Below are 18,353 nucleotides of genomic sequence, written 5' to 3' on the forward strand. Positions count from 1 at the left end.
TCCGGAATCTTGCGGGCATCGTTCATCCACTCGTTGGCCATGATATCCTCCGCAGGGTGGTCTGATCGCCTGCTTTAATTATAGACCAGATGCGTTAGTTGTCTGGATTACAAATGGCTGGACAATAGCGCAGTGATTGTGAGCAGGCCGTCTCCTGCGCGGCTTCGCCTTGCCCTGCTGACGGCGGTGGCGCTGGTGCTGAATGACGATCACCTTGCGCCGATGCCTGCTCAGGCGCCGCCGGATCAGCCTCATCGGGCATACGCCATCGCAGCCGATAGACCAGATCAGAATACGACGCGCGCAATTCCTTGGAGACGTAGCTGTCCTTGCTGATCTCCAGACTGTCGAGATCCACCACCTCAAGCAGCTCAGCCGGCAGGTGCTGGCGCAGGAAGTCTTGCGCGATCTCACGCCGGGTGAAGCTCTCGCGGAAGTAGACATCGTGGGGATTGTTAATCTCATCCATGGCAGCGACTGTATCCGGATTGGGCCGAGACCGCGAGCATCAGCCTCCGGCCGCACTCAAGCGCGCCAACAGCGCCGCCCAATCGTCGCGGCCCTTGACTTGTTGGCTGTCCTCTTTCGACATCTCGACCGAGGCCACGCTCTCGCCGAATAGACTGCCGGTGTGCAACACCTCGGTCCAGACGCCGAGCACGGCGCCATTGACGCGAAACAGGCGTTCGCGCTCGTAGACCAACGGCTGAAAGCGGCCGGGATTGAGCAGTTCCAGGCCCGAGCGACCGTGAGCGAACATGGGCTCGATCTCCTCGGTGACCGAGACCACCGAGTCTGCGGCCGTGGTGAGCAAGACGTCGATCGCGTTGTCGACATGGGCGGCGCGACGCAGGGGGGCGTGGAGTCACCCAACCTTGCCCCAGCGCAACCACAAGCCACATCAGCCGAGGCAAACACAGGCAAGGTCGATTAAGCTCAACGCCTTGCGCAATCCCCCACTGCGGCAGACTTGGAACACCCTCGGGGGACATCGGGAGACACAGATGCACCAGATCCAAGGGCTACTGATCACCGGCGGCACAGGCTCCTTCGGCAAGGCCTTCGTCAAGACCGTGTTGGCCGAGCATCCGCACATCCAGCGCCTGGTCGTCTACAGCCGCGATGAGCTGAAACAGTACGAGATGGAGCAGGTGTTCAGCACTGCGGACTATCCCGGACTGCGCTACTTCATCGGCGATGTGCGCGATCACAAACGTCTCCATCGCGCGCTCGAAGGCATCGACACCGTCATCCATGCCGCCGCGCTCAAGCAGGTGCCGGCCGCTGAGTACAACCCCTTCGAGTGCATCAAGACCAACATCCTCGGCGCCCAGAACCTGATCGAGGCCTGTCTCGATAGCGGCGTCAAACGAGTCATCGCGCTGTCCACCGACAAGGCTGCCGCGCCGGTCAACCTCTACGGCGCCACCAAGCTCTGCTCGGACAAGCTGTTCATCGCCGCCAACAACGTTAAAGGTCACCGCGAACTGACTTTCGCCGTGGTCCGCTACGGCAACGTCATGGGCAGCCGCGGCTCGGTGATCCCCTTCTTCCTTGAGCGCCGCCATACCGGCGTGCTGCCGATCACCGATCCGTCCATGACCCGCTTCAACATCAGCCTGCAGCAAGGCGTCGACATGGTGCGCTGGGCGCTCAACAACGCCCAGGGCGGTGAACTCTTCGTGCCCAAAATCCCGAGCTATCGCATCACCGATGTCGCCAAGGCCATCGGCCCGGACTGCGAGCATCCCGTCCGCTACGGCAACGTCATGGGCAGCCGCGGCTCGGTGATCCCCTTCTTCCTTGAGCGCCGCCATACCGGCGTGCTGCCGATCACCGATCCGTCCATGACCCGCTTCAACATCAGCCTGCAGCAAGGCGTCGACATGGTGCGCTGGGCGCTCAACAACGCCCAGGGCGGTGAACTCTTCGTGCCCAAAATCCCGAGCTATCGCATCACCGATGTCGCCAAGGCCATCGGCCCGGACTGCGAGCATCCCGTCATCGGCATCCGCGCCGGCGAGAAGATCCACGAGGAGATGATCACCGCCAGCGACAGCTTCCACACCGTTGACCTTGGCCGCTACTTCGCCATCTTGCCCATGACCGGCCCTAACAGCCCCGAGCGCTACATCGACGCTTACGGCGGTCACCTAGTTCCGGAAGGTTTCGCCTACAATAGCGGCACCAACCCAGACTTCCTCAGCGTCGAGCAACTGCGCGCGCTGATCCGCGAGCATCTGGACCCCAACTTTACGGTCTAACAGATGCCCGTGATCTTGCGTGACGATGGATTGAAATGCTTCTTCTATGCCAACGAAGGCCATCCGCGCGAGCCGGCGCATATCCATGTCCGCGGCACCGGTATCGAAGCGAAATTCTGGTTGACGCCCGATGTGCAACTGGCACGCAATGATGGCTTCGACGCGCCCAGCCTGCGGCGCATCGAACGCCTGGTCAGACAACATCGAGAACGCTTTTTGAGGGCCTGGAATGAATACTTCGCCTAATCGCGCTTGGACGGACACCGACAATCTTTGGGTCGAGCTTGCAGACGGCCGCACCCTGGGCGTTCCCTTAGTCTGGTTCCCCCGTTTGCTCGCCGCCACAGCTCAACAGCTCGCCGAGTATGAACTCAGCACCAGAGGCATTCACTGGGATGCGCTGGATGAAGACATCTCCATCGAGGGGCTCCTTGCGGGTCAAGGCGATCTCACGCACCGTCGTCGCCAAGTCGCTTGATGATCCCCTACGGTCGCCAAGACATCACTGAGGCCGACATCGCCGCGGTCGAGGCCGTGCTGCGCTCGGACTTCCTCACCCAAGGCCCAGCGGTACCGCGCTTCGAGCAAGCCGTTGCCGCCAAGGTTGGCGCAGCCAATGGCGTCGCCGTCAACAGCGCCACCAGCGCCCTGCACCTCGCCTGCCGCGCGCTCGATCTCGGCCCCGGCGACTGGCTCTGGACCTCGCCCAACACCTTCGTCGCCAGCGCCAACTGCGCCCGCTACTGCGGCGCCCGAGTCGACTTTGTCGATATCGACCTGCGCACCTACAACCTCAGCGCCGAGGCCCTGAGCACCAAGCTCGAGCAAGCGGACAAGACCGGCACGCTGCCCAAGATCGTCATCCCTGTGCACTTCGCCGGCCAGCCCTGCGACATGCCCGCCATCGCCGCCCTAGCCGAGCGCTACGGCTTCAAGATCATCGAAGACGCCTCCCACGCCATCGGCGCGCGCTGCGATGGCGAGCCCGTCGGCAACGGCCGCCACAGCTCCATCACCGTCTTCAGCTTCCACCCGGTCAAGCTCATCACCACCGGCGAGGGCGGCCTAGCCACCACCAATGACCCCGAGCTAGCCGAGCGCATGACCCGCCTGCGCAGCCACGGCATCACCCGCGACCCAGCGCGGATGCAAACCGATCCCGACTCACCCGCGCTGAGCCCACCAGCAGAACCCTGGTACTACCAACAGATCGAGCTCGGCTACAACTACCGCATGACCGACATCCAAGCCGCACTCGGACTCAGCCAACTGCAGCGGCTCGATGACTACATCGCCCGCCGCCACGCGCTGGCCGAGCGCTACGATCGCCTGCTAGTGGACCTGCCTGTGCGGCTGCCGTACCGAGACCCCAGACATCGCTCGGCGCTGCACCTGTACCCGATCCAAGTCGCCGATCACACCACGCGCGCTAAGACCTTCCAGGCCCTGCGCGACGCTGACATCGGCGTGAACGTGCACTATATTCCGGTCCATACACAGCCTGACTTCCAGCGGCTCGGCTTCAAAGCCGGAGACTGCCCGGTCTCAGAGGTCTACTATGAGCGGACCATTAGCCTACCGCTGTATCCCGCGATGACCGAGGCACAGCAGGATGGGATCGTTGCCGCACTTCAGCGAATCATCGACTGATGGAGCCCATCAGATGGATTTAGCGAAGACAGTGACCAGCAGCCAAACCACCCCTTACGCGCACGATTTCCATGCCTGGACCGAACAGCAGGCGCAACTCCTGCGCCAGGGTCAATGGGCCGAGGCCGATATGGAGCATATTGCCGAGGAGCTCGACACCTTAGGTGCCAGTGAACGCCGCGAACTTGAAAGCCGACTCAAGGTGCTCTTGCTCCACCTCTTGAAATGGCAGTATCAGCCCGACCAGCGCTCCTCGAATTGGATCGGCACCATTGACGAGCAACGTGATCAGCTTGACAGCCTGCTGCGCCAAAGCCCATCGCTGCGCCGGCTGGTTAGCGAATATCTGGACTATGCGTACCCCAAGGCCCGACGCGGCGCATCCCGCGAGACCGGGCTGACACCGACGAAGTTCCCTGACACCTGCCCCTACTCGGCACAAGACGTCCTCGATTCTGAATTTTGGCCTGATTCGCAATGAACCTCTGCGTCATCCCCGCCCGAGGCGGCAGCAAGCGTATCCCGCGCAAGAACATCCGCGACTTCTGCGGCAAGCCGATGATCGCTTGGTCAATCATTGCCGCACAGCAAACAGGTTTATTCGAGCACATCATCGTCTCGACCGATGATGACGAGATCGCCGCCGTCGCCGAAGCTCAAGGCGCTGAAGTGCCTTTTCGTCGACCTGCCGAGCTCTCCGACGATCATGCCGGCACCACCGCCGTCATCGCCCACGCGGTGCGCTGGGCGCAGGACGCTGGTTGGACGCTCGATGCGGTCTGCTGCCTCTATGCAACGGCCCCTTTTGTCCGCGCAGTGGACCTGAGAGCAGGCCTTCAGCACTTACAGGCCGGCCAGTGGGCGTATTGTTTCACCGCCACCACGTTCGCCTCGCCAATCTTTCGCTCCTTCCGGCAGGCCGACGACGGTGGAGTTGAGATGTTCTTCCCGGAGCATTTCAGCAAACGCTCGCAGGATCTGCCCGAAGCGTTGCATGATGCGGCCCAGTTCTACTGGGGCCGGCCCAACGCCTGGACGCAAGAACTGAAGATTTTCGATCGCCATAGCATCCCGCTCATCCTGCCACGTTGGCGAGTGCAAGACATCGATACGACTGATGATTGGCACCGGGCGGAATTACTGCAGGAGATCCTAAATTCCAATGAAAGCTAAAACCATGAAAGCGTCAACACTCTGCGGAAATCTGAGATGACAGACTCAGCCAATAACAACATCAAAAATCCCGATCGTTACCAAACAGCACAAGAAGCATTTTGGGCTGGCCAGTTCGGAACTGATTATATCGAACGCAATCGTGGAGAGGAAACACTTGCACGTAACCTCGCCTTCTTCAGCCATGCATTAAAACGTGCCAGCAAGATCAACTCCTGCTGTGAGCTTGGAGCCAATATCGGCCTCAACCTGCGATCAATCCGCCAACTACTTCCGCATGCAGCCCTTTCCGCAGTAGAGATTAATGCCGATGCAGTCTCGATACTGCATGACTGGATGCAGAGCACTGGGGGGGCAGATTCATCATACGTCGATCCTAGACTTCTCGCCTGAAAAACCCGTTGATCTCACCCTGATCAAAGGTGTGCTGATTCATATCGCACCAGAGCAGCTCGCTGGTGTTTACGACAAATTGTATCAATCATCCAAGCGCTACATCCTCATTGCAGAGTATTACAATCAAACTCCCGTTTCAATCCCCTACCGAGGGCATCAAGATCGGTTGTTCAAGCGCGATTTTGCCGGCGAAATGCTCGATCGCTTTCCTGATCTACAACTTATCGACTATGGCTTCGTCTACCATCGCGATCCGATGTTCCCACAGGACGATATAACGTGGTTCCTACTGCAACGCGCCTAGGAGCGGTCCTCGTCATCGCCGCACACCCCGATGACGAAGTGCTTGGCTGTGGTGGCACCGTCGCTAAGCTCGCTGCCAGCGGTACAGCGGTGCATCTCACGTTCCTAGCCGATGGCGTCGGCGCACGCTGCGAGACCGACGCAAGCCTATCGCCAGTCGATCATCAAGCCCTTGACCAACGTCGTAACTCGGCCCGTCGCGCAGCAAACATCCTCGGCGCCACCTCAGTCAGCTTCGACGACCTCCCCGACAACCGCCTCGACAGCATTCCGCTGCTCGAGATCACTCAACGCATCGAAGCCCTCATCGCCCAGCACCGCCCGTCGATGGTCCTCACCCACCATGCCGGCGATCTCAACATCGACCATCAGCGCGTCCACCAAGCCGTTATCACCTCCTGCCGCCCACAACGCGGACACCCGGTGCAGACCATCCTCAGCTTTGAGGTTCCTTCCAGCACCGAATGGCAGCCGCCCGGCTCTGGCGCCGTCTTCGCACCCAACTGGTTCGTCGACATCAGCGCCACGCTGGAGCAGAAGCTCGCCGCGCTCGACGCATACGCCGAGGAACTGCGCGACTGGCCCCATCCGCGTTCACGCCAAGGCGTCGAGCACCTCGCCCGCTGGCGCGGCGCCACTGTCGGCTGTGAGGCCGCAGAGGCCTTTGTGCTGGCGAGGAACTTGGACTAGCCTCGGGTTGCCATAAAAGTTAACATGCGACTTCGACGGATCGATTTTGCCGCCATCGGCATCCCAGAACCTGAACCGCTCCAGGAGCAGGGTGCTTGGCAGTTGGTGACTCTGCTAGACGGGATGACCAACGATGACTAACACACAAGAAAATCTGGCTGACCTATGGGATCAGGCCTTTCAAGACCAAGATTTTCAGTTTGAGATCAAGGCACAAGATATCGGGATGACGTTGGCGCGTGCCTTGGCTGAGAGTGGCAAGAGCAAAGCCGATCTCGCTCGTGACCTCAATTGGAAGCCGAGTCGTATCAGTCGGGTATTTTCAGGCGAAGGTAACCTGACACTTCGGACCTTGTTCAAGGTGACGTCGGCGCTTGGCTTGGACTTCGACGTGATACTGCGCAAGACGCATCAGCCTCGCGCGGCACAGCCTTGGGAGCTTCATCAGATGCATGAGGATATGCATCATGATAAACGCAGCGGCAATGGAAGCTGCCGGCTCTCTCTACGCGGCCATCCGTGAGCAGATTCTGACAGTGAGCAGCCGACATAAATTTGGTCCGATGCTGTTGCCGGATCGGACCTTTAGGGACCCGCCCTCAACAGTCAGATAGTTGGGTCTGCCCGGTATGCACATCGCCATCCGCACCGACGCCTCCGCCCGCATCGGCCTCGGCCACCTCGCGCGCTCGCGCAGGCGCTGCGCAAGCAAGGCGCCTTTGTGCACTTTATCTGCCGTGCCCATCCGGGCCACCAGATCGACGCATTACGGGCCGAAGGCTATCGGGGGTTTTCGGGGACGGGTCACACTTGTTCGGGATTGAGCAACGCGAGGAATTCATCGGGAGTCAGGATCGGCAGGATTCCGGTCGGGAAATCGCCGGCGTTGCGCGTTATCAGATAGTCAGCGCGCGCGTGGAGTGCACTGTAGAACTGGATGGCATCCTCGAAGTCGGGAATCTTTGAGTCGATGGCCTGGTTCAGGATGCGCTGGTCCGCAGCGACGCTGGCAAAGCTATCACGCATTAAGATCAGTGCCCGGCGTGCGGCGGCCGTATCGCGCGCCTTACGAACGATATAGAAGACATTGTTGAAGCTGATGGCAGAGATGAATGCCTCGCAAGCGCCCGTCTCGGCCATCGTCCAGATGCGGGCGGCCGCCCTATAGAAGGGTTTGCGCTGCGCGAGGACGTCGAGGAGCAGATTGGTGTCGACGAAGATCCTCATTGGGTCTCGCTGTAGCGTTCCCAGAGCGCCTCACTGAGGAGATCAGCGTCCGAGTGGCTGGCATCCAGATCGACCAACCCGGTCGCGCTCTGAGTCAGCGGACCGATGAAGTCCGCATGATGCGAATGGTCCAGCGCATCGAGCCCGCAGACGAGTCCGGCGAGCATGGCCGAGACACTGGTGTTGCGGGCGCGTGCTGCTTGCTTCGCGCGCTCGACAACCAACTTATCCATACTGAGGGTGAGCTTTGTGTTCATGGTGGACCCTAGGATACGTAATAGCTCTTCAAAAGAGTACGTGTCACCGGTTGAGCCGTCAAGCGGCAGCCACGGCATCACCCGTGACCCGGCGCGGATGCAAAACGATCCCGACTCACCCGCGCTGAGCCCACCAGCAGAACCCTGGTACTATCAACAGATCGAGCTGGGCTACAACTACCGCATCACCGACATCCAAGCCGCGCTCGGACTCAGCCAACTGCAGCGCATCGATGACTACATCGCCCGCCGACAGGCCCTGGCCGAGCGCTATGATCAGCGGCTTGCCGAGCTGCCGGTGCGCACGCCCTATCAAGCAAGACCCCAAACACCGCTCAGCGCTGCACCTGTACCCGATCCAAGTCGCCGCCGGCGCAACCCGCGCCAACAGCTTCCAGGCGCTGCGCTCGACGCCTACGCCGAAGAGCTGCGCGACTGGCCGCATCCACGCTCGCGCCAAGGCGTCGAGCACCTGGCCCGCTGGCGCGGCGCCACTGTCGGCTGTGTGGCCGCAGAGGCTTTTGTGCTGGCGCGACAGTTGCAATGAACATCGCCATCCGCACCGACGCCTCCGCCCGCATCGGCCTCGGCCACCTCGCGCGCTGCCGCACCCTCGCGCAGGCGCTGCAGGAGCAAGGCGCCTCGTTGCACTTCATCTGCCGCGCCCATCCGGGCCACCAGATCGACGCCTTACGCGCCGATGGCTATCGCGTCAGCGCCTTACCCGCGCCCCCCGATAAACCTGCCGCTGATGCCGACTATGCCGCCTGGCTCGGCGTCAGCCAAGCACAGGACGCCGCCGAAACCCTAGCCGCCCTGACCAACCCGACAGGGCGCAAAGAAACAGAACCCAGCGATAACTCGCCCAGCAAGACAGCGCCCAAACGCCCTTCACCAGCCAGCGCACACGCCAAGCCGGCCGCTCAGCAACAGCCCGATTGGCTCATCGTCGACCACTACGCCCTCGACGCCACCTGGGAACAGCGCCTGCGACCCGCCATCGTTCGCATCCTGGTCATCGACGACCTCGCCAACCGCCGCCACGACTGCGACCTGCTGCTCGACCAGAACCTCGCCCCGGAGGCCGAGGCACGCTACGCCGGCCTGCTGCCGGCCAGCGCCCAATGCCTGCTCGGCCCAAGCTACGCCCTGCTGCGGCCGGAGTACGCCGCCACCCGGCAAGGGTTGGAGCGCTGCCGTTACACCAGCCCGATCCCCAGCGTGGTCGCGGCTCAGGGAGACGAACCCGATCCACTCGAGCAACAACCAGTGCGCCGCGTGCTGATCTTCTTCGGCGGCACCGACCCGGACGATCTCAGCGGTCGCGCGCTCGAGGCCCTGAGCGCCCCCGCCCTCTCCGCGCTCAGTGTCGACCTGGTCATCGGCGCCAACAATCCGCATCGGGAACGGCTCACCGCGCTGGCGCAAAGAAGAGGCAACACCCAACTGCACCCGCCGCGCCCGCACCTTGCCAACCTCATGGCCGAGGCCGATCTCGCCATCGGCGCCGGCGGCACCACCACCTGGGAGCGTTGCTGTCTCGGCCTACCCAGCCTGGTCATCAGCATCGCCGAGAACCAGCGCCCGGCCTGCGAAGCGCTGGCTGCAGCGGGAGTGATCGCGTATCTTGGCCACCAAGATGTCGTGACGGTTGAGCGGCTTCGCGACGCCGTCCAAACCTTGCGCAACGATGCACAGCAGCGTCAACGGCTATCAGCAGTAAGCGCTGCATGCGTCGATGGCAACGGCGCACGGCGGGTCAGCTTGGCGATGCAACGATCCCAGACAACGAGGATGCCCTGAATGAGCGTCACCGCTTTCGACACTCACCGATTTATCCAAACGCTCCGGCGCGCCAATCTGCCTGAGGACCAGGCGGAAGCCATTGCCGAGGCCTTCCGCGAAGCCATCGGCGAGGAGATCGTCACCAAGGATTATCTGCGCGCCGAGATCGAGAGCGCAAAGGGCGATCTGATCAAATGGATTGCCGGTCTCCTGCTCGCCCAGGCGGTACTGGTCTCCGCGCTGGTCAAGCTGCTCTGAGCCGAGGAATCGTTTCCCATGCCTCTTGAGCCGCTCACCGAGTCCGACCTCGAACTGATCCTCCCCTGGCGCAACGCCCCCGCCGTGCGCCGGGCGATGCTCAGCCACCACGAGATCAGCCTCGACGAGCACCGCGCTTGGTTTGCGCGCCTGCAACACGACCCCAGCCGCCGCTGGTACCTGTTCCAGGATGACACCGGCACCGCCCAGGGCGTGGTCTACTTCACCGACATCGACACCGAGCAGGGCAGCGCCTTTTGGGGCTTCTATGCCCGGCCTGAGGCACCCTCCGGCACCGGATTGCGGATTCTGTTCGCCGCGCTGAATCTGGCCTTTACTGAGCTCGGGCTCCATAAGCTCAATGGCGAGGTGCTGGCCGACAATCAGCGCTCGCTCCACCTACACCAAAAGGTCGGCTTCAGCGAAGAAGGCCGCTTCCGCGAGCAACACCACGACGGCGCCCACCGCATCGACATCGTCCGCCTCGGCCTGCTCGCCAGCGAATGGCCTGAACAGTGCGAGCGGTTGCGCGCAAGGATCGTACAACTCGATGAATTGAAAAGCTAACGACCGGTATCCGGCGTTCTTTGACTGGCAGCGCCAACGCTACAGGCTCCACCTCTCAAAGCAGACGAATACATTGCCAACTCATGCGCAGACAACAGAAAACGCGTAAAATCGTGGCCCCGGCAATGCCGTTGATCATCCAGGACAACCTGATCACAGCAACCTGATCACAGCGTCATGAGAGAGGAGATGGAAGCTGTCCGAGTGTTGGCCCTTGCTTTCGGAAAAAGTCTCTATTGGTCGCTACTGGTCGCGCTGTTTGGCCTGCTACAGCTGTGGTTGGTGTTTGCTTACGAAGGGCTGACGGCACAACCGCTGGGCATCGAGCGTGTCATGCGCGATGGTGTGTTGCTGTTCTTTGCAGTGGCCGTGACCATCGGCCTGACGCTGGATTTCTGGTTCGAGGCTGCCAGCGATGCGCAGCCAACGCCGATGGGGCTTTGGATCGTCACCGCATTTGTGTTCTATCCGCTCATGATCCTCACGCTCGTGGTTGCCTTGGCGATGGCGCTGGCCATCAACGGGGCACAACTGGAAACCTCAGCCTTGACCCTGATCACGCTCACGGTCACGGGCATGACCACCTGTTATGCCCTGATGACAAAAACCTATCTCTTTTTGCGCGTTCTACGAGCGCAGCCAAGATATCCTACTTTCCTGATATGACGATACTGATGTTGATCATCGCGCTCGCCACAGCGCTGTTCCTGTTAGCCATGTTCCATAACCTGCGCGCCCTGATGCGCATTCAAGCGCGGCAGGCACGCGGCGAGGAATGGGCCATTCGACAACGGGTTGCTGCACTGGCGCGAGGCAATGTCCTGTTGCAATCAGGGCGTTACACCACGGCTGAGCAGCAACGTGCGCGCGCTGCTCGCTTGAGCACCTATCGCTTTGACGATTGATGAGACCCGGTTAGCGCGCCTGGCGGACCTCTTTGAGACCGCCGAGCAGCGTCTGAAAGAGGCCGAGACCCTCAATCAGGAGCTGTCGATTCCGGCGTTGAACGAGCTGCGCTATGTCGCCTATCACTTGGTACGGGCACTGCGCGCCGAGGAGCCGGATGCCGCAGACTGGCAGCGTGCAGAGAATCATGCCCGTCGGGCCATCTATGATGCAACCGAGGCAACCTTATTGACCTTGCTTGATCAGGCCTACAGCTACCGCGAGCGTTTTCGCGCCTGCGAGGATGTACTGGACGTCTTGCCAGAGTATCCGCGCCAGCTCACAACCCTGCATAAAGTGCAGCAACGGCTGCTCAGTGCGCGCGCCAGCGAGGGCGCTTACCTGGAGCGCGGGCGTTATGACGACCGCTGCGCGGAAGAGCTACCGATACTGCGGGCGATGCTGGCCGAATTCGCCGCAGCCGAACCGCGCTTGCAGGCACGCGCGCGGCAGCGTTCCATTCGCCGGTGGTCATTCATCCTGACGGTGCTGGCACTCAACGGATTGGCGCTGTCACTGGGACTGACTTGGCTGTTATTACAAACCGCAAACGTCTAGGCGAAAAAACCGACTTGATCCAGTACCTGCAAAACGGTCGAGGAGCACGTCAGCAGCGTCGATCATCATGACCTTCGTACTCGCCACCTCCCGCCCCTGGAACGAGAACATGGCCAAGCGCCTGACCGAGCGCACCGGTCAGCCGTTTCACCTGATTACCCGCAAAGAAGACCTCACCCCCGAGCGCTTGCGCGAGATCGCCCCGCGCGCTGTCTTCTTCCCGCACTGGTCTTACCTGATCCCCGCGACCATCCACGAGGGCTGGGAATGCGTCATCTTCCACATGACCGATCTGCCTTACGGGCGCGGCGGCAGCCCGTTGCAGAACCTGATACAGCGCGGCCATCGGGAGACCGTGCTCACCGCCCTGCGGAACTTGACGCCGGCCCGATCTACCTCAAGCGCCCGCTATGCCTGGAAGGCCCAGCATCTGAGATCTTCCTGCGCGCCGCCGGCCTGATCGAAACGATGATCGAGACCATCATCCGCGAAGCTCCCGAACCGCAGCCGCAGCAGGGCGAGCCGGTGATCTTCCAGCGCCGCAGGCCAGCAGACAGCAATCTGAGTCAAGCGCCGATCCAAAGCCTGAACGACTTCTTCGACTTCATCCGCATGCTCGACGCAGAAGGCTACCCGCGCGCCTTTCTGGATCTTCATGGACATCGAATGGGGTTCTCCCGCGTGCAGCTCGAACAGGACCGCCTCGTCGGTACCTTCGTACTCTATCGGAAGGATGCCATGCCCCACTGATCAAGAAATCAAGAAATCAAGAAATCCATGCAACTGCAAAGCAAATGTCGGAATAATCGTTGATAAGGCGACGGAGCGTTGCTTTAATCTGATCGTTCTTGTATATGAGTTCCATTTTTCTTCCTCTTGAAAAGAGTGTTGCTAGGATACCGATAGTCCAGCAATCGGCATACTCCTGCAGAGATTGAGCGGCATAGGCATCACTGGCGATGAGCAGCCACTCGCAGTCTTCTAGGCGCGTGGCGCTCAGGTACAGGGACTGCCCCCAGAGCCAACGCGGCTTGCGCAGCACACGCTGCTCATGGACCTGCAGATCTTGAAACTCACGGAGCAACTGGGCCTCTCTTCGCCCGAGCGGGAGCGAGGGATGCGCGCATTGGCCTTCAGGCGCAGGCGAAACGGGATCTGCTGCTCACCGGTTCCACAACCCGTTGGAGCAGGCGCTCGCGGAGTATCTGGGCGTCGAGCACCTGGCGCTGTTCGCCAACGGCACCCTAGCCTTGCTCACCGCGCTGCAGGCGTTGCGCATCACCGGCGAGGTCATCACCACGCCCTACTCCTTCGTCGCCACCGCGCATACCCTGCTCTCGAACGAGATTCAGCCGGTGTTCGTCGACATCGACCCGCACACGCTCAACCTCGACCCCAACCGCATCGAAGCCGCCATCACCCCGCGCACCACCGCCCTCTTGCCGGTGCATGTGTAGGGGGTAAACTCTGCGACATCGAGGCCATCCAGACCATCGCCGACAACGACAACCTCAAGGTCATCGACGATGCCGCGCATGCCTTCGGCGTGCAGGACCAAGGCGGCAGCATCCTGCGCCATGGCGACCTCTCGGTGCTCAGCGTCCACGCCACCAAGGTCTTCAACACCTGCGAGGGCGGCGCCATCATCTGCCCGGACGATAAGACCAAGCAGCACATCGACCATCTGAAGAACTTTGGCTTCGTCGGCGAGACTACCGTGGTCGCCAGCGGCATCAACGGCAAAATGAACGAGATGCAGTCCGCATTAGGACTGTTGCAACTCAAACACATCGACCAAGCGCTCGTGCGCCGGCATGCCATCGATGGCCAGTACCGCGAAGCGCTCAGGCCGATCCCCGGCCTCCACCCACTCGCGCGGGGCAGCCGAGTATTGGATAATCATGCCGACTTCCCCATCCTGGTCGAGGACGATTACCCCCCGAGCCGCGATCAACTCCACGACACCCTGATGGCCCAAGGCATACATGGCCGTCGCTACTTCTATCCGCTGATCACGAAATTCCCCATGTACCCTGGTCTGCCTTCGGCCCACTCCACCGACCTACCGGTCGCTGCCGAAACCGCCAAGCGCGTCATCTGCCTGCCCATCTATCCAGCGCTGAGCGATCGCGACATCAGCCGAATTCTTCAGATCATCTCATCCGCGACCGTCGCAACACCCTGCTAGGCCTTGGCATTTGAACCGATCAGTCGACTACCTCATCATCGGCGCCGGCATCATCGGCCTCACCGTCGCCCGCGCCCTCCAGCAGCGCGACCCTGGCGCACGCCTGACCCTCATCGACAAAGAACCCCGCCTCGGCCAACACGCCAGCGGCCGCAACAGCGGGGTGCTGCACAGCGGCATCTATTACAGCGCCGAGAGCCTCAAGGCGCGCTTCACCCGCGACGGCAACGCCGCCTGGCAGGCGTACTGCACCGAGCGCGGCCTGCCATTGGAGCGCTGTGGCAAGCTCATCGTCGCGCGCGATGCCGAGGAGCACGCGCGCCTGGCCACCCTCGAGCAGCGCGGGCGCGTCAATGGCGTCGAGGTCCAGCGCCTGGATGAGACCGAGACCCGCGCCCTGGAACCGCGTGCGCGGACCTTCGGCCATGCCCTCTTCGTCCCTTCCACAGCCAGTGTTGATCCGATGCAACTGCTGGCCGCGCAGCAGGCCGATGTCATCGCCGCCGGCGGTACCTTGCTGTGCAATCATCCGTATCGCGCCCATCTGGGGGATAACCGCATCCAGGCTGGCTCCGAGCGCCTCCAGGCCGGTACCGTCATCAACTGCGCCGGCCTCTACGCCGACCGGATTGCGCATGACGTCGGCTTTGGTCGGGCGTACAGTCTGCTGCCGTTCAAGGGCCTGTACCGCTATGCCGACCCTGGCACCGAGCCTCTCCGTACTCACCTCTATCCGGTGCCCGATCTGCGCCAGCCGTTTCTTGGCATTCATTTCACCCGCACCCTGGATGGCCGTACCAAGATCGGCCCCACCGCCCTCCCCGCGCTCTGGCGCGAGCACTATGCAGGCTTGAGCCGGTTTCGCCTCTCAGAGCTGCTGGAGATCGCCCGTCGCGAGCTGTTCATGTTCGCCACCAACCGCAATGACTTCCGCGCCCTCGCCCGCCAAGAACTGCGCAAACAGCATCGATCCTACATGGTGGCTGAGGCCGCGACCCTTCTGCATGGCGCCGAGGCCATGGGCTTCCATCAGCGCGGTCGGCCGGGCATACGTGCCCAGCTCGTCGAGCGCAAGACCAATCGACTGGTGATGGACTTCGTCATCGAGGGCGATGCCAAGAGCGTCCATGTGCTCAACGCCGTCTCCCCGGCCTTGACCTGCGCCATCCCGTTCGCGCAGTCTCTGGTGTCCAGGATTCTATAGTTTCAAGCTCGCACCTAAGATCCAGACAACCGATCCACTCCCGTTGCAAGCTGGCGCCACAGCTGAATCTTGCCATCAAGGCGAATGATGACACCGATGGCGGCAGCCACCTCAGCCCAAGCAGGCTCATCAAGCAGGCTCATCAAGCAGGCTCATCAAGCAGGCTCATCAAGCAGGCTCATCGAGCGATGACCCCAGGCTTGCTGACACAACGCCCTCCGGATAAGTCGCGAGACAAGCCATGTTAGCCATCATCCAAGCCCGCCTGTCCTCAGCGCGGTTACCCGGCAAAGTCCTGCGCGAACTGGCCGGTCAACCCATGCTCGGACGCGTCTACAACCGACTATCACGCGCCCGCCACCTGAGCCAGATCATCGTCGCCACCTCCGATGATCCGAGCGACGACGCCATCTGCGACGACTGCCGCGCGCAAGCCATCGCCTACGATCGTGGCCCGCTCAACAATGTTGCCCAACGCTTCCTCGACTGTGCCCATCGCGCGCGGGCCGATGCCTTCCTGCGCATCTGCGCCGACAGCCCGCTCATCGATCCCGCCCTCGTCGATCAGGTCATCGCACTCCACGCCACGGGCAACGCCGATCTCACCACCAACACCCAACAACGCACCTTCCCCAAGGGGCAGTCGGTCGAAATCGTCCGCACCGCAGCCCTCGCCGACGCGCTCCAAAAGATGCAAGACGTCGCGGACCAAGAGCACGTCACCCGCTACCTCTACCGGCACCCGGATCAGTACCGCATCCAGAACTTCGCCAGCGATGAGCCATTCGGCGAGATCCAGCTCTCGGTCGAGACCCAAGCCGATTTCGACGCCATTGCCGCAATCCTGCAACAAGCGGGCGACCAGATCACCTGGCGCCAAGCCGCAACATTACGGTTAGCAAACAACGAGTGGGCCAAACGGGAGACGGTTGCATGACCAAACGCGACAAACGCATGGCCGCGTTGCGAGCCAATCCAAAGGGAGTCCGATTCGAAGATGCCTGCCGAATTGCTGAAGCATTAGGTTTTGAATGCCAGGGCGGACAAGGCTCTCATCGAACTTATGGGCGTTTTGGCGAGTCAACCCTGCTGAATTTTCAGAACCGGGCAGGTTACATCAAAGCCTATCAAGCCAGACAATTGATTGAAATGGTGGAAAAGTATGAACCCGGCAAATAAATACTTGGTGGAGATTTTTTGGAGCGATGAAGACGAGGGTTTCATTGCCATCGCGCCCGATTTGCCAGGCTGTTCCGCATTTGGCGAAACTCAACAAGAAGCCTTGCACGAGATGAACTTTGCCATGGCCTCTTGGCTAGAGGCTTGTGCAAATATGAATCGCTCCTATCCAGAGCCAAAAGCCAAACCCCAGGGACTTACCGCGTGCTTATCCTGCTGATGAGGGCACTACCAAGGTTAGTGACGATGGCGACAAGATTGGTATTTTCGGAAAGTGAATTGGCCTTAGTTTGCAGTCAGCGTATTGGCGTCGGCCGCCCTTGTTCGCGCAACCAGGCGTGCGGGTGGCGAAGCATCACCTGTTGGGCTTCGGCTGGCGACAAGGCTCAATGAAACACGGCCTCCGGCGTCTCAGCGGTAAGGATGCGATCGGACCACTCCAGCAGCGTCTCGGCATCGGCCTCTTGGATCTACTGACGTAGCCGGGCATCGGCGGGGCCGAATTTGCGCTCCATCAGGCGCAGCAGAATCTCGGCTTTGCCCTGCTCGCGGCCCTGCTCAATATACCGATCAATAAACGTCTGCATGATGGGGTCTCCTCAAGCAGCCCAGCCGGCAGGTGCTGGCGCAGGAAGTCCTGCGCGATCTCGCGCCGGGTGAAGCTCTCGCGGAAGTAGACGTCATGGGAGCGCATGATGTTGGTCTTGATAACGGACATGGCTTGCTGTTCCGAATTTCATACTCGAAAGTGCTCATTCGGTGATTCGCTCTCCGTTGATAGCACCCGGGTGTGACCGGGCGAGCAACTGGAGTCCTGGTTGAGCAGTCCCAACCGGAGGCGCTCAGTCCGTTCCAGCAAGATCGCCTTGACCCGCTTGAACGGGGTGAACCGCTCAATGTCCGGGTCGACCAACCGTGCCAGCACGTTTCGCGCAGCATTCTGGTCCGCCTGCAACACAACCCCGTCGGAACAGTAAAATTGATCCCCTTGCCGTTTACCCTCAAGGCAACCGGTTCGGGAATCCATTTGCGATGTGTAGGCCGGATTGACCAGAACGACCGCAGAACCTCTGCGGCTTGAAACGCTGTCAAGCGCTTCGGCAATCACCCCTTTCGTCCAGCTCGCAAGCCGGCGATTGATGTTCTTGCCGAAGGACTTGCCTGCCATCGGGGCGGTGAGGTCTTCTGTGGCGATCACAGCCGCTTTATCGACGACCTGATGGACCGCCTGAAAGACCGTGTCGCGGATGCACGCATGGGTTTTGTCCATCTGTCGATCCAGCTTCTTGCGCCCGAGATTGAATCGACGGATGTGCTGGCGCTTGCGCGGGTTGCGGGTGTGGTTAGCGATGGCGCGCAGTTTAGAACGGCGCTGGTACTTGGCTTTGATTGCGCCAGGCAAAGCCTGGAAGAGGAGGAAGAACGCCAAATGAGTTGAGCAATCGGAAACCTCTTGTCGTGACCCGCCGGGTGAGAGTCCCGAACCGGCAAGGACTGGCCATCCACCGGAACCGAGTGTTGCGTGGTGCGGGGGCGACCCCGCCTGCGAAGCGTACACAGGGGGCGGCTAGGCCGTGTGATAGAGCCTCGAAAGAAGCGGTGTGGAGCCGACGTTGTTCAAAAGGCGGAAGGCAACAGTAGTCGCGCTGACGATGGCTAGGCGCGAACACTCCACCGGGGTCTGAGAGCAGGGCATGGTCGCAAGGGTC

General features: G+C 61.3%; 32 protein-coding genes. 25 read left to right on the forward strand and 7 right to left on the reverse strand.

The annotated features are described in order from the left end of the window. Positions 1 to 94: 94 nt before the first annotated feature. Together CCR82_RS12395 and CCR82_RS12400 are read right to left on the reverse strand one after the other, a co-directional pair. Positions 95 to 469, reverse strand: coding sequence for an Rpn family recombination-promoting nuclease/putative transposase (locus tag CCR82_RS12395; protein ID WP_201246116.1), 375 nt, complete (start codon positions 467 to 469; stop codon positions 95 to 97). Positions 470 to 508: 39 nt separating this feature from the next. Next, a complete protein-coding gene (locus CCR82_RS12400) occupies positions 509 to 814 on the reverse strand; it encodes a glycosyltransferase family protein (RefSeq protein ID WP_201246117.1) in 306 nt (101 codons plus the stop codon). Positions 815 to 1,004: 190 nt separating this feature from the next. Between CCR82_RS12400 and pseB the strand changes: the two genes are divergently transcribed. From pseB to CCR82_RS12450, 10 genes are all read left to right on the forward strand, one after another. Beyond that, positions 1,005 to 2,264 (forward strand): UDP-N-acetylglucosamine 4,6-dehydratase (inverting), encoded by a 1,260-nt coding sequence (pseB, locus tag CCR82_RS19140; RefSeq protein WP_201246118.1) that lies wholly within the window; start codon positions 1,005 to 1,007, stop codon positions 2,262 to 2,264. Between the two features lie 3 nt (positions 2,265 to 2,267). Beyond that, positions 2,268 to 2,510, forward strand: coding sequence for a DUF4160 domain-containing protein (locus tag CCR82_RS12410; RefSeq protein ID WP_201246119.1), 243 nt, complete (start codon positions 2,268 to 2,270; stop codon positions 2,508 to 2,510). Further along, positions 2,494 to 2,742 (forward strand): DUF2442 domain-containing protein, encoded by a 249-nt coding sequence (locus CCR82_RS12415; RefSeq protein ID WP_201246120.1) that lies wholly within the window; start codon positions 2,494 to 2,496, stop codon positions 2,740 to 2,742. Before CCR82_RS12410 ends, CCR82_RS12415 begins: the two co-directional genes overlap by 17 nt. Further along, positions 2,742 to 3,914, forward strand: a complete 1,173-nt coding sequence (gene pseC, locus CCR82_RS12420; RefSeq protein WP_201246121.1) for a UDP-4-amino-4,6-dideoxy-N-acetyl-beta-L-altrosamine transaminase — start codon at positions 2,742 to 2,744, stop codon at positions 3,912 to 3,914. Before CCR82_RS12415 ends, pseC begins: the two co-directional genes overlap by 1 nt. Before the next feature lie 13 nt (positions 3,915 to 3,927). Further along, a complete protein-coding gene (locus CCR82_RS12425) occupies positions 3,928 to 4,395 on the forward strand; it encodes a DUF29 domain-containing protein (RefSeq protein WP_201246122.1) in 468 nt (155 codons plus the stop codon). Then, the gene (gene pseF, locus CCR82_RS12430; protein WP_201246123.1) at positions 4,392 to 5,087 is read left to right on the forward strand and encodes a pseudaminic acid cytidylyltransferase; all 696 of its coding nucleotides are present in this window, start codon (positions 4,392 to 4,394) and stop codon (positions 5,085 to 5,087) included. The genes CCR82_RS12425 and pseF overlap by 4 nt, the downstream gene beginning before the upstream one ends. Positions 5,088 to 5,123: 36 nt before the next feature. Further along, complete coding sequence (locus CCR82_RS12435) at positions 5,124 to 5,480, forward strand: class I SAM-dependent methyltransferase (protein ID WP_201246124.1); 357 nt, start codon at positions 5,124 to 5,126, stop codon at positions 5,478 to 5,480. After that, on the forward strand, positions 5,416 to 5,787 hold the full coding sequence (locus CCR82_RS12440) for a pseudaminic acid biosynthesis-associated methylase (RefSeq protein ID WP_201246125.1): 372 nt from the start codon (positions 5,416 to 5,418) through the stop codon (positions 5,785 to 5,787). Before CCR82_RS12435 ends, CCR82_RS12440 begins: the two co-directional genes overlap by 65 nt. Next, positions 5,763 to 6,476 (forward strand): PIG-L family deacetylase, encoded by a 714-nt coding sequence (locus CCR82_RS12445; protein WP_201246126.1) that lies wholly within the window; start codon positions 5,763 to 5,765, stop codon positions 6,474 to 6,476. Before CCR82_RS12440 ends, CCR82_RS12445 begins: the two co-directional genes overlap by 25 nt. A 133-nt stretch (positions 6,477 to 6,609) precedes the next feature. Then, entirely contained in the window at positions 6,610 to 6,999 is a 390-nt protein-coding gene (locus CCR82_RS12450) for a helix-turn-helix domain-containing protein (RefSeq protein WP_201246127.1), read from the forward strand. Positions 7,000 to 7,280: 281 nt separating this feature from the next. Here the strand turns inward: CCR82_RS12450 and CCR82_RS12455 are convergent, their stop codons facing one another. Together CCR82_RS12455 and CCR82_RS12460 are read right to left on the reverse strand one after the other, a co-directional pair. Beyond that, positions 7,281 to 7,703 (reverse strand): type II toxin-antitoxin system VapC family toxin, encoded by a 423-nt coding sequence (locus CCR82_RS12455; RefSeq protein WP_201246128.1) that lies wholly within the window; start codon positions 7,701 to 7,703, stop codon positions 7,281 to 7,283. Then, positions 7,700 to 8,038: a DUF6364 family protein gene (locus CCR82_RS12460; RefSeq protein ID WP_338073164.1), complete on the reverse strand. Its 339-nt coding sequence runs from the start codon at positions 8,036 to 8,038 to the stop codon at positions 7,700 to 7,702. The genes CCR82_RS12455 and CCR82_RS12460 overlap by 4 nt, the downstream gene beginning before the upstream one ends. A 19-nt stretch (positions 8,039 to 8,057) precedes the next feature. Here CCR82_RS12460 and CCR82_RS18765 point away from each other — a divergent pair, with 19 nt between their 5' ends. The 9 genes from CCR82_RS18765 to CCR82_RS12505 all read left to right on the forward strand — a co-directional run bounded on the left by CCR82_RS18765 (position 8,058) and on the right by CCR82_RS12505 (position 12,823). Further along, positions 8,058 to 8,507 carry a DegT/DnrJ/EryC1/StrS family aminotransferase gene (locus CCR82_RS18765; protein ID WP_242513457.1) on the forward strand — a complete coding sequence of 150 codons (450 nt, stop codon included), beginning with the start codon at positions 8,058 to 8,060 and terminating at the stop codon, positions 8,505 to 8,507. Beyond that, complete coding sequence (gene pseG, locus CCR82_RS12470) at positions 8,504 to 9,763, forward strand: UDP-2,4-diacetamido-2,4,6-trideoxy-beta-L-altropyranose hydrolase (protein ID WP_201246129.1); 1,260 nt, start codon at positions 8,504 to 8,506, stop codon at positions 9,761 to 9,763. The genes CCR82_RS18765 and pseG overlap by 4 nt, the downstream gene beginning before the upstream one ends. Then, a complete protein-coding gene (locus CCR82_RS12475; RefSeq protein ID WP_201246130.1) occupies positions 9,764 to 10,003 on the forward strand; it encodes a CCDC90 family protein in 240 nt (79 codons plus the stop codon). An 18-nt stretch (positions 10,004 to 10,021) separates the two neighbouring features. Next, positions 10,022 to 10,570, forward strand: coding sequence for a UDP-4-amino-4,6-dideoxy-N-acetyl-beta-L-altrosamine N-acetyltransferase (pseH, locus tag CCR82_RS12480; RefSeq protein ID WP_201246131.1), 549 nt, complete (start codon positions 10,022 to 10,024; stop codon positions 10,568 to 10,570). Positions 10,571 to 10,759: 189 nt separating this feature from the next. After that, positions 10,760 to 11,236: a hypothetical protein gene (locus CCR82_RS12485; protein WP_201246132.1), complete on the forward strand. Its 477-nt coding sequence runs from the start codon at positions 10,760 to 10,762 to the stop codon at positions 11,234 to 11,236. Between the two features lie 8 nt (positions 11,237 to 11,244). Continuing rightward, on the forward strand, positions 11,245 to 11,475 hold the full coding sequence (locus CCR82_RS12490; protein WP_201246133.1) for a hypothetical protein: 231 nt from the start codon (positions 11,245 to 11,247) through the stop codon (positions 11,473 to 11,475). Beyond that, positions 11,465 to 12,073: a hypothetical protein gene (locus CCR82_RS12495; protein ID WP_201246134.1), complete on the forward strand. Its 609-nt coding sequence runs from the start codon at positions 11,465 to 11,467 to the stop codon at positions 12,071 to 12,073. The genes CCR82_RS12490 and CCR82_RS12495 overlap by 11 nt, the downstream gene beginning before the upstream one ends. Before the next feature lie 67 nt (positions 12,074 to 12,140). Next, positions 12,141 to 12,533, forward strand: coding sequence for a formyl transferase (locus tag CCR82_RS12500; RefSeq protein WP_201246135.1), 393 nt, complete (start codon positions 12,141 to 12,143; stop codon positions 12,531 to 12,533). Between the two features lie 8 nt (positions 12,534 to 12,541). Beyond that, the gene (locus tag CCR82_RS12505; protein ID WP_201246136.1) at positions 12,542 to 12,823 is read left to right on the forward strand and encodes a formyl transferase; all 282 of its coding nucleotides are present in this window, start codon (positions 12,542 to 12,544) and stop codon (positions 12,821 to 12,823) included. Positions 12,824 to 12,839: 16 nt separating this feature from the next. On the opposite strand, the gene CCR82_RS12510 is transcribed toward CCR82_RS12505, so the two are convergent. Further along, positions 12,840 to 13,157: a hypothetical protein gene (locus CCR82_RS12510; RefSeq protein ID WP_201246137.1), complete on the reverse strand. Its 318-nt coding sequence runs from the start codon at positions 13,155 to 13,157 to the stop codon at positions 12,840 to 12,842. Between the two features lie 97 nt (positions 13,158 to 13,254). Between CCR82_RS12510 and CCR82_RS18955 the strand changes: the two genes are divergently transcribed. Genes CCR82_RS18955 through lhgD form a run of 3 tightly spaced genes read left to right on the forward strand, consistent with a single transcriptional unit; the run spans position 13,255 to position 15,465 of the window. Beyond that, entirely contained in the window at positions 13,255 to 13,530 is a 276-nt protein-coding gene (locus CCR82_RS18955) for a DegT/DnrJ/EryC1/StrS family aminotransferase (protein WP_276570572.1), read from the forward strand. Positions 13,531 to 13,565: 35 nt separating this feature from the next. Then, positions 13,566 to 14,261, forward strand: a complete 696-nt coding sequence (locus tag CCR82_RS12515; RefSeq protein WP_338073165.1) for a DegT/DnrJ/EryC1/StrS family aminotransferase — start codon at positions 13,566 to 13,568, stop codon at positions 14,259 to 14,261. A gap of 10 nt (positions 14,262 to 14,271) precedes the next feature. Beyond that, positions 14,272 to 15,465, forward strand: coding sequence for an L-2-hydroxyglutarate dehydrogenase (gene lhgD / locus CCR82_RS12520; protein ID WP_201246138.1), 1,194 nt, complete (start codon positions 14,272 to 14,274; stop codon positions 15,463 to 15,465). Positions 15,466 to 15,479: 14 nt separating this feature from the next. On the opposite strand, the gene CCR82_RS18960 is transcribed toward lhgD, so the two are convergent. Next, positions 15,480 to 15,608 carry a hypothetical protein gene (locus tag CCR82_RS18960; RefSeq protein WP_276570573.1) on the reverse strand — a complete coding sequence of 43 codons (129 nt, stop codon included), beginning with the start codon at positions 15,606 to 15,608 and terminating at the stop codon, positions 15,480 to 15,482. 98 nt (positions 15,609 to 15,706) lie between these two features. Here CCR82_RS18960 and CCR82_RS12525 point away from each other — a divergent pair, with 98 nt between their 5' ends. The 3 genes from CCR82_RS12525 to CCR82_RS12535 are packed head-to-tail and all read left to right on the forward strand — an operon-like array spanning position 15,707 to position 16,864. Then, positions 15,707 to 16,402, forward strand: coding sequence for a cytidylyltransferase domain-containing protein (locus CCR82_RS12525; RefSeq protein ID WP_201246139.1), 696 nt, complete (start codon positions 15,707 to 15,709; stop codon positions 16,400 to 16,402). After that, on the forward strand, positions 16,399 to 16,644 hold the full coding sequence (locus CCR82_RS12530) for a type II toxin-antitoxin system HicA family toxin (RefSeq protein WP_201246140.1): 246 nt from the start codon (positions 16,399 to 16,401) through the stop codon (positions 16,642 to 16,644). The genes CCR82_RS12525 and CCR82_RS12530 overlap by 4 nt, the downstream gene beginning before the upstream one ends. Then, positions 16,628 to 16,864 carry a type II toxin-antitoxin system HicB family antitoxin gene (locus tag CCR82_RS12535; RefSeq protein ID WP_201246141.1) on the forward strand — a complete coding sequence of 79 codons (237 nt, stop codon included), beginning with the start codon at positions 16,628 to 16,630 and terminating at the stop codon, positions 16,862 to 16,864. Before CCR82_RS12530 ends, CCR82_RS12535 begins: the two co-directional genes overlap by 17 nt. A 516-nt stretch (positions 16,865 to 17,380) precedes the next feature. On the opposite strand, the gene CCR82_RS12545 is transcribed toward CCR82_RS12535, so the two are convergent. Then, positions 17,381 to 18,073 (reverse strand): zinc ribbon domain-containing protein, encoded by a 693-nt coding sequence (locus tag CCR82_RS12545; protein WP_242513458.1) that lies wholly within the window; start codon positions 18,071 to 18,073, stop codon positions 17,381 to 17,383. Positions 18,074 to 18,353: the final 280 nt, after the last annotated feature.

It is taken from the genome of Halochromatium salexigens, assembly GCF_016653295.1.
Lineage (GTDB): Bacteria > Pseudomonadota > Gammaproteobacteria > Chromatiales > Chromatiaceae > Lamprobacter > Lamprobacter salexigens.

Excerpts from the sequence above, each read along its gene's own strand:
- CCR82_RS12395 (WP_201246116.1), bottom strand. The coding sequence starts at position 469 with ATGGATGAGATTAACAATCCCCACGATGTCTACTTCCGCGAGAGCTTC.
- pseB (WP_201246118.1), top strand. The coding sequence starts at position 1,005 with ATGCACCAGATCCAAGGGCTACTGATCACCGGCGGCACAGGCTCCTTC.
- CCR82_RS12410 (WP_201246119.1), top strand. The coding sequence starts at position 2,268 with ATGCCCGTGATCTTGCGTGACGATGGATTGAAATGCTTCTTCTATGCC.
- CCR82_RS12415 (WP_201246120.1), top strand. The coding sequence starts at position 2,494 with ATGAATACTTCGCCTAATCGCGCTTGGACGGACACCGACAATCTTTGG.
- pseC (WP_201246121.1), top strand. The coding sequence starts at position 2,742 with ATGATCCCCTACGGTCGCCAAGACATCACTGAGGCCGACATCGCCGCG.
- CCR82_RS12425 (WP_201246122.1), top strand. The coding sequence starts at position 3,928 with ATGGATTTAGCGAAGACAGTGACCAGCAGCCAAACCACCCCTTACGCG.
- pseF (WP_201246123.1), top strand. The coding sequence starts at position 4,392 with ATGAACCTCTGCGTCATCCCCGCCCGAGGCGGCAGCAAGCGTATCCCG.
- CCR82_RS12435 (WP_201246124.1), top strand. The coding sequence starts at position 5,124 with ATGACAGACTCAGCCAATAACAACATCAAAAATCCCGATCGTTACCAA.
- CCR82_RS12440 (WP_201246125.1), top strand. The coding sequence starts at position 5,416 with ATGACTGGATGCAGAGCACTGGGGGGGCAGATTCATCATACGTCGATC.
- CCR82_RS12450 (WP_201246127.1), top strand. The coding sequence starts at position 6,610 with ATGACTAACACACAAGAAAATCTGGCTGACCTATGGGATCAGGCCTTT.
- CCR82_RS12455 (WP_201246128.1), bottom strand. The coding sequence starts at position 7,703 with ATGAGGATCTTCGTCGACACCAATCTGCTCCTCGACGTCCTCGCGCAG.
- CCR82_RS12460 (WP_338073164.1), bottom strand. The coding sequence starts at position 8,038 with ATGCCGTGGCTGCCGCTTGACGGCTCAACCGGTGACACGTACTCTTTT.
- CCR82_RS18765 (WP_242513457.1), top strand. The coding sequence starts at position 8,058 with ATGCAAAACGATCCCGACTCACCCGCGCTGAGCCCACCAGCAGAACCC.
- pseG (WP_201246129.1), top strand. The coding sequence starts at position 8,504 with ATGAACATCGCCATCCGCACCGACGCCTCCGCCCGCATCGGCCTCGGC.
- CCR82_RS12475 (WP_201246130.1), top strand. The coding sequence starts at position 9,764 with ATGAGCGTCACCGCTTTCGACACTCACCGATTTATCCAAACGCTCCGG.
- pseH (WP_201246131.1), top strand. The coding sequence starts at position 10,022 with ATGCCTCTTGAGCCGCTCACCGAGTCCGACCTCGAACTGATCCTCCCC.
- CCR82_RS12485 (WP_201246132.1), top strand. The coding sequence starts at position 10,760 with ATGGAAGCTGTCCGAGTGTTGGCCCTTGCTTTCGGAAAAAGTCTCTAT.
- CCR82_RS12490 (WP_201246133.1), top strand. The coding sequence starts at position 11,245 with ATGTTGATCATCGCGCTCGCCACAGCGCTGTTCCTGTTAGCCATGTTC.
- CCR82_RS12500 (WP_201246135.1), top strand. The coding sequence starts at position 12,141 with ATGACCTTCGTACTCGCCACCTCCCGCCCCTGGAACGAGAACATGGCC.
- CCR82_RS12505 (WP_201246136.1), top strand. The coding sequence starts at position 12,542 with ATGATCGAGACCATCATCCGCGAAGCTCCCGAACCGCAGCCGCAGCAG.
- CCR82_RS18960 (WP_276570573.1), bottom strand. The coding sequence starts at position 15,608 with ATGAGCCTGCTTGATGAGCCTGCTTGGGCTGAGGTGGCTGCCGCCATC.
- CCR82_RS12525 (WP_201246139.1), top strand. The coding sequence starts at position 15,707 with ATGTTAGCCATCATCCAAGCCCGCCTGTCCTCAGCGCGGTTACCCGGC.
- CCR82_RS12530 (WP_201246140.1), top strand. The coding sequence starts at position 16,399 with ATGACCAAACGCGACAAACGCATGGCCGCGTTGCGAGCCAATCCAAAG.
- CCR82_RS12535 (WP_201246141.1), top strand. The coding sequence starts at position 16,628 with ATGAACCCGGCAAATAAATACTTGGTGGAGATTTTTTGGAGCGATGAA.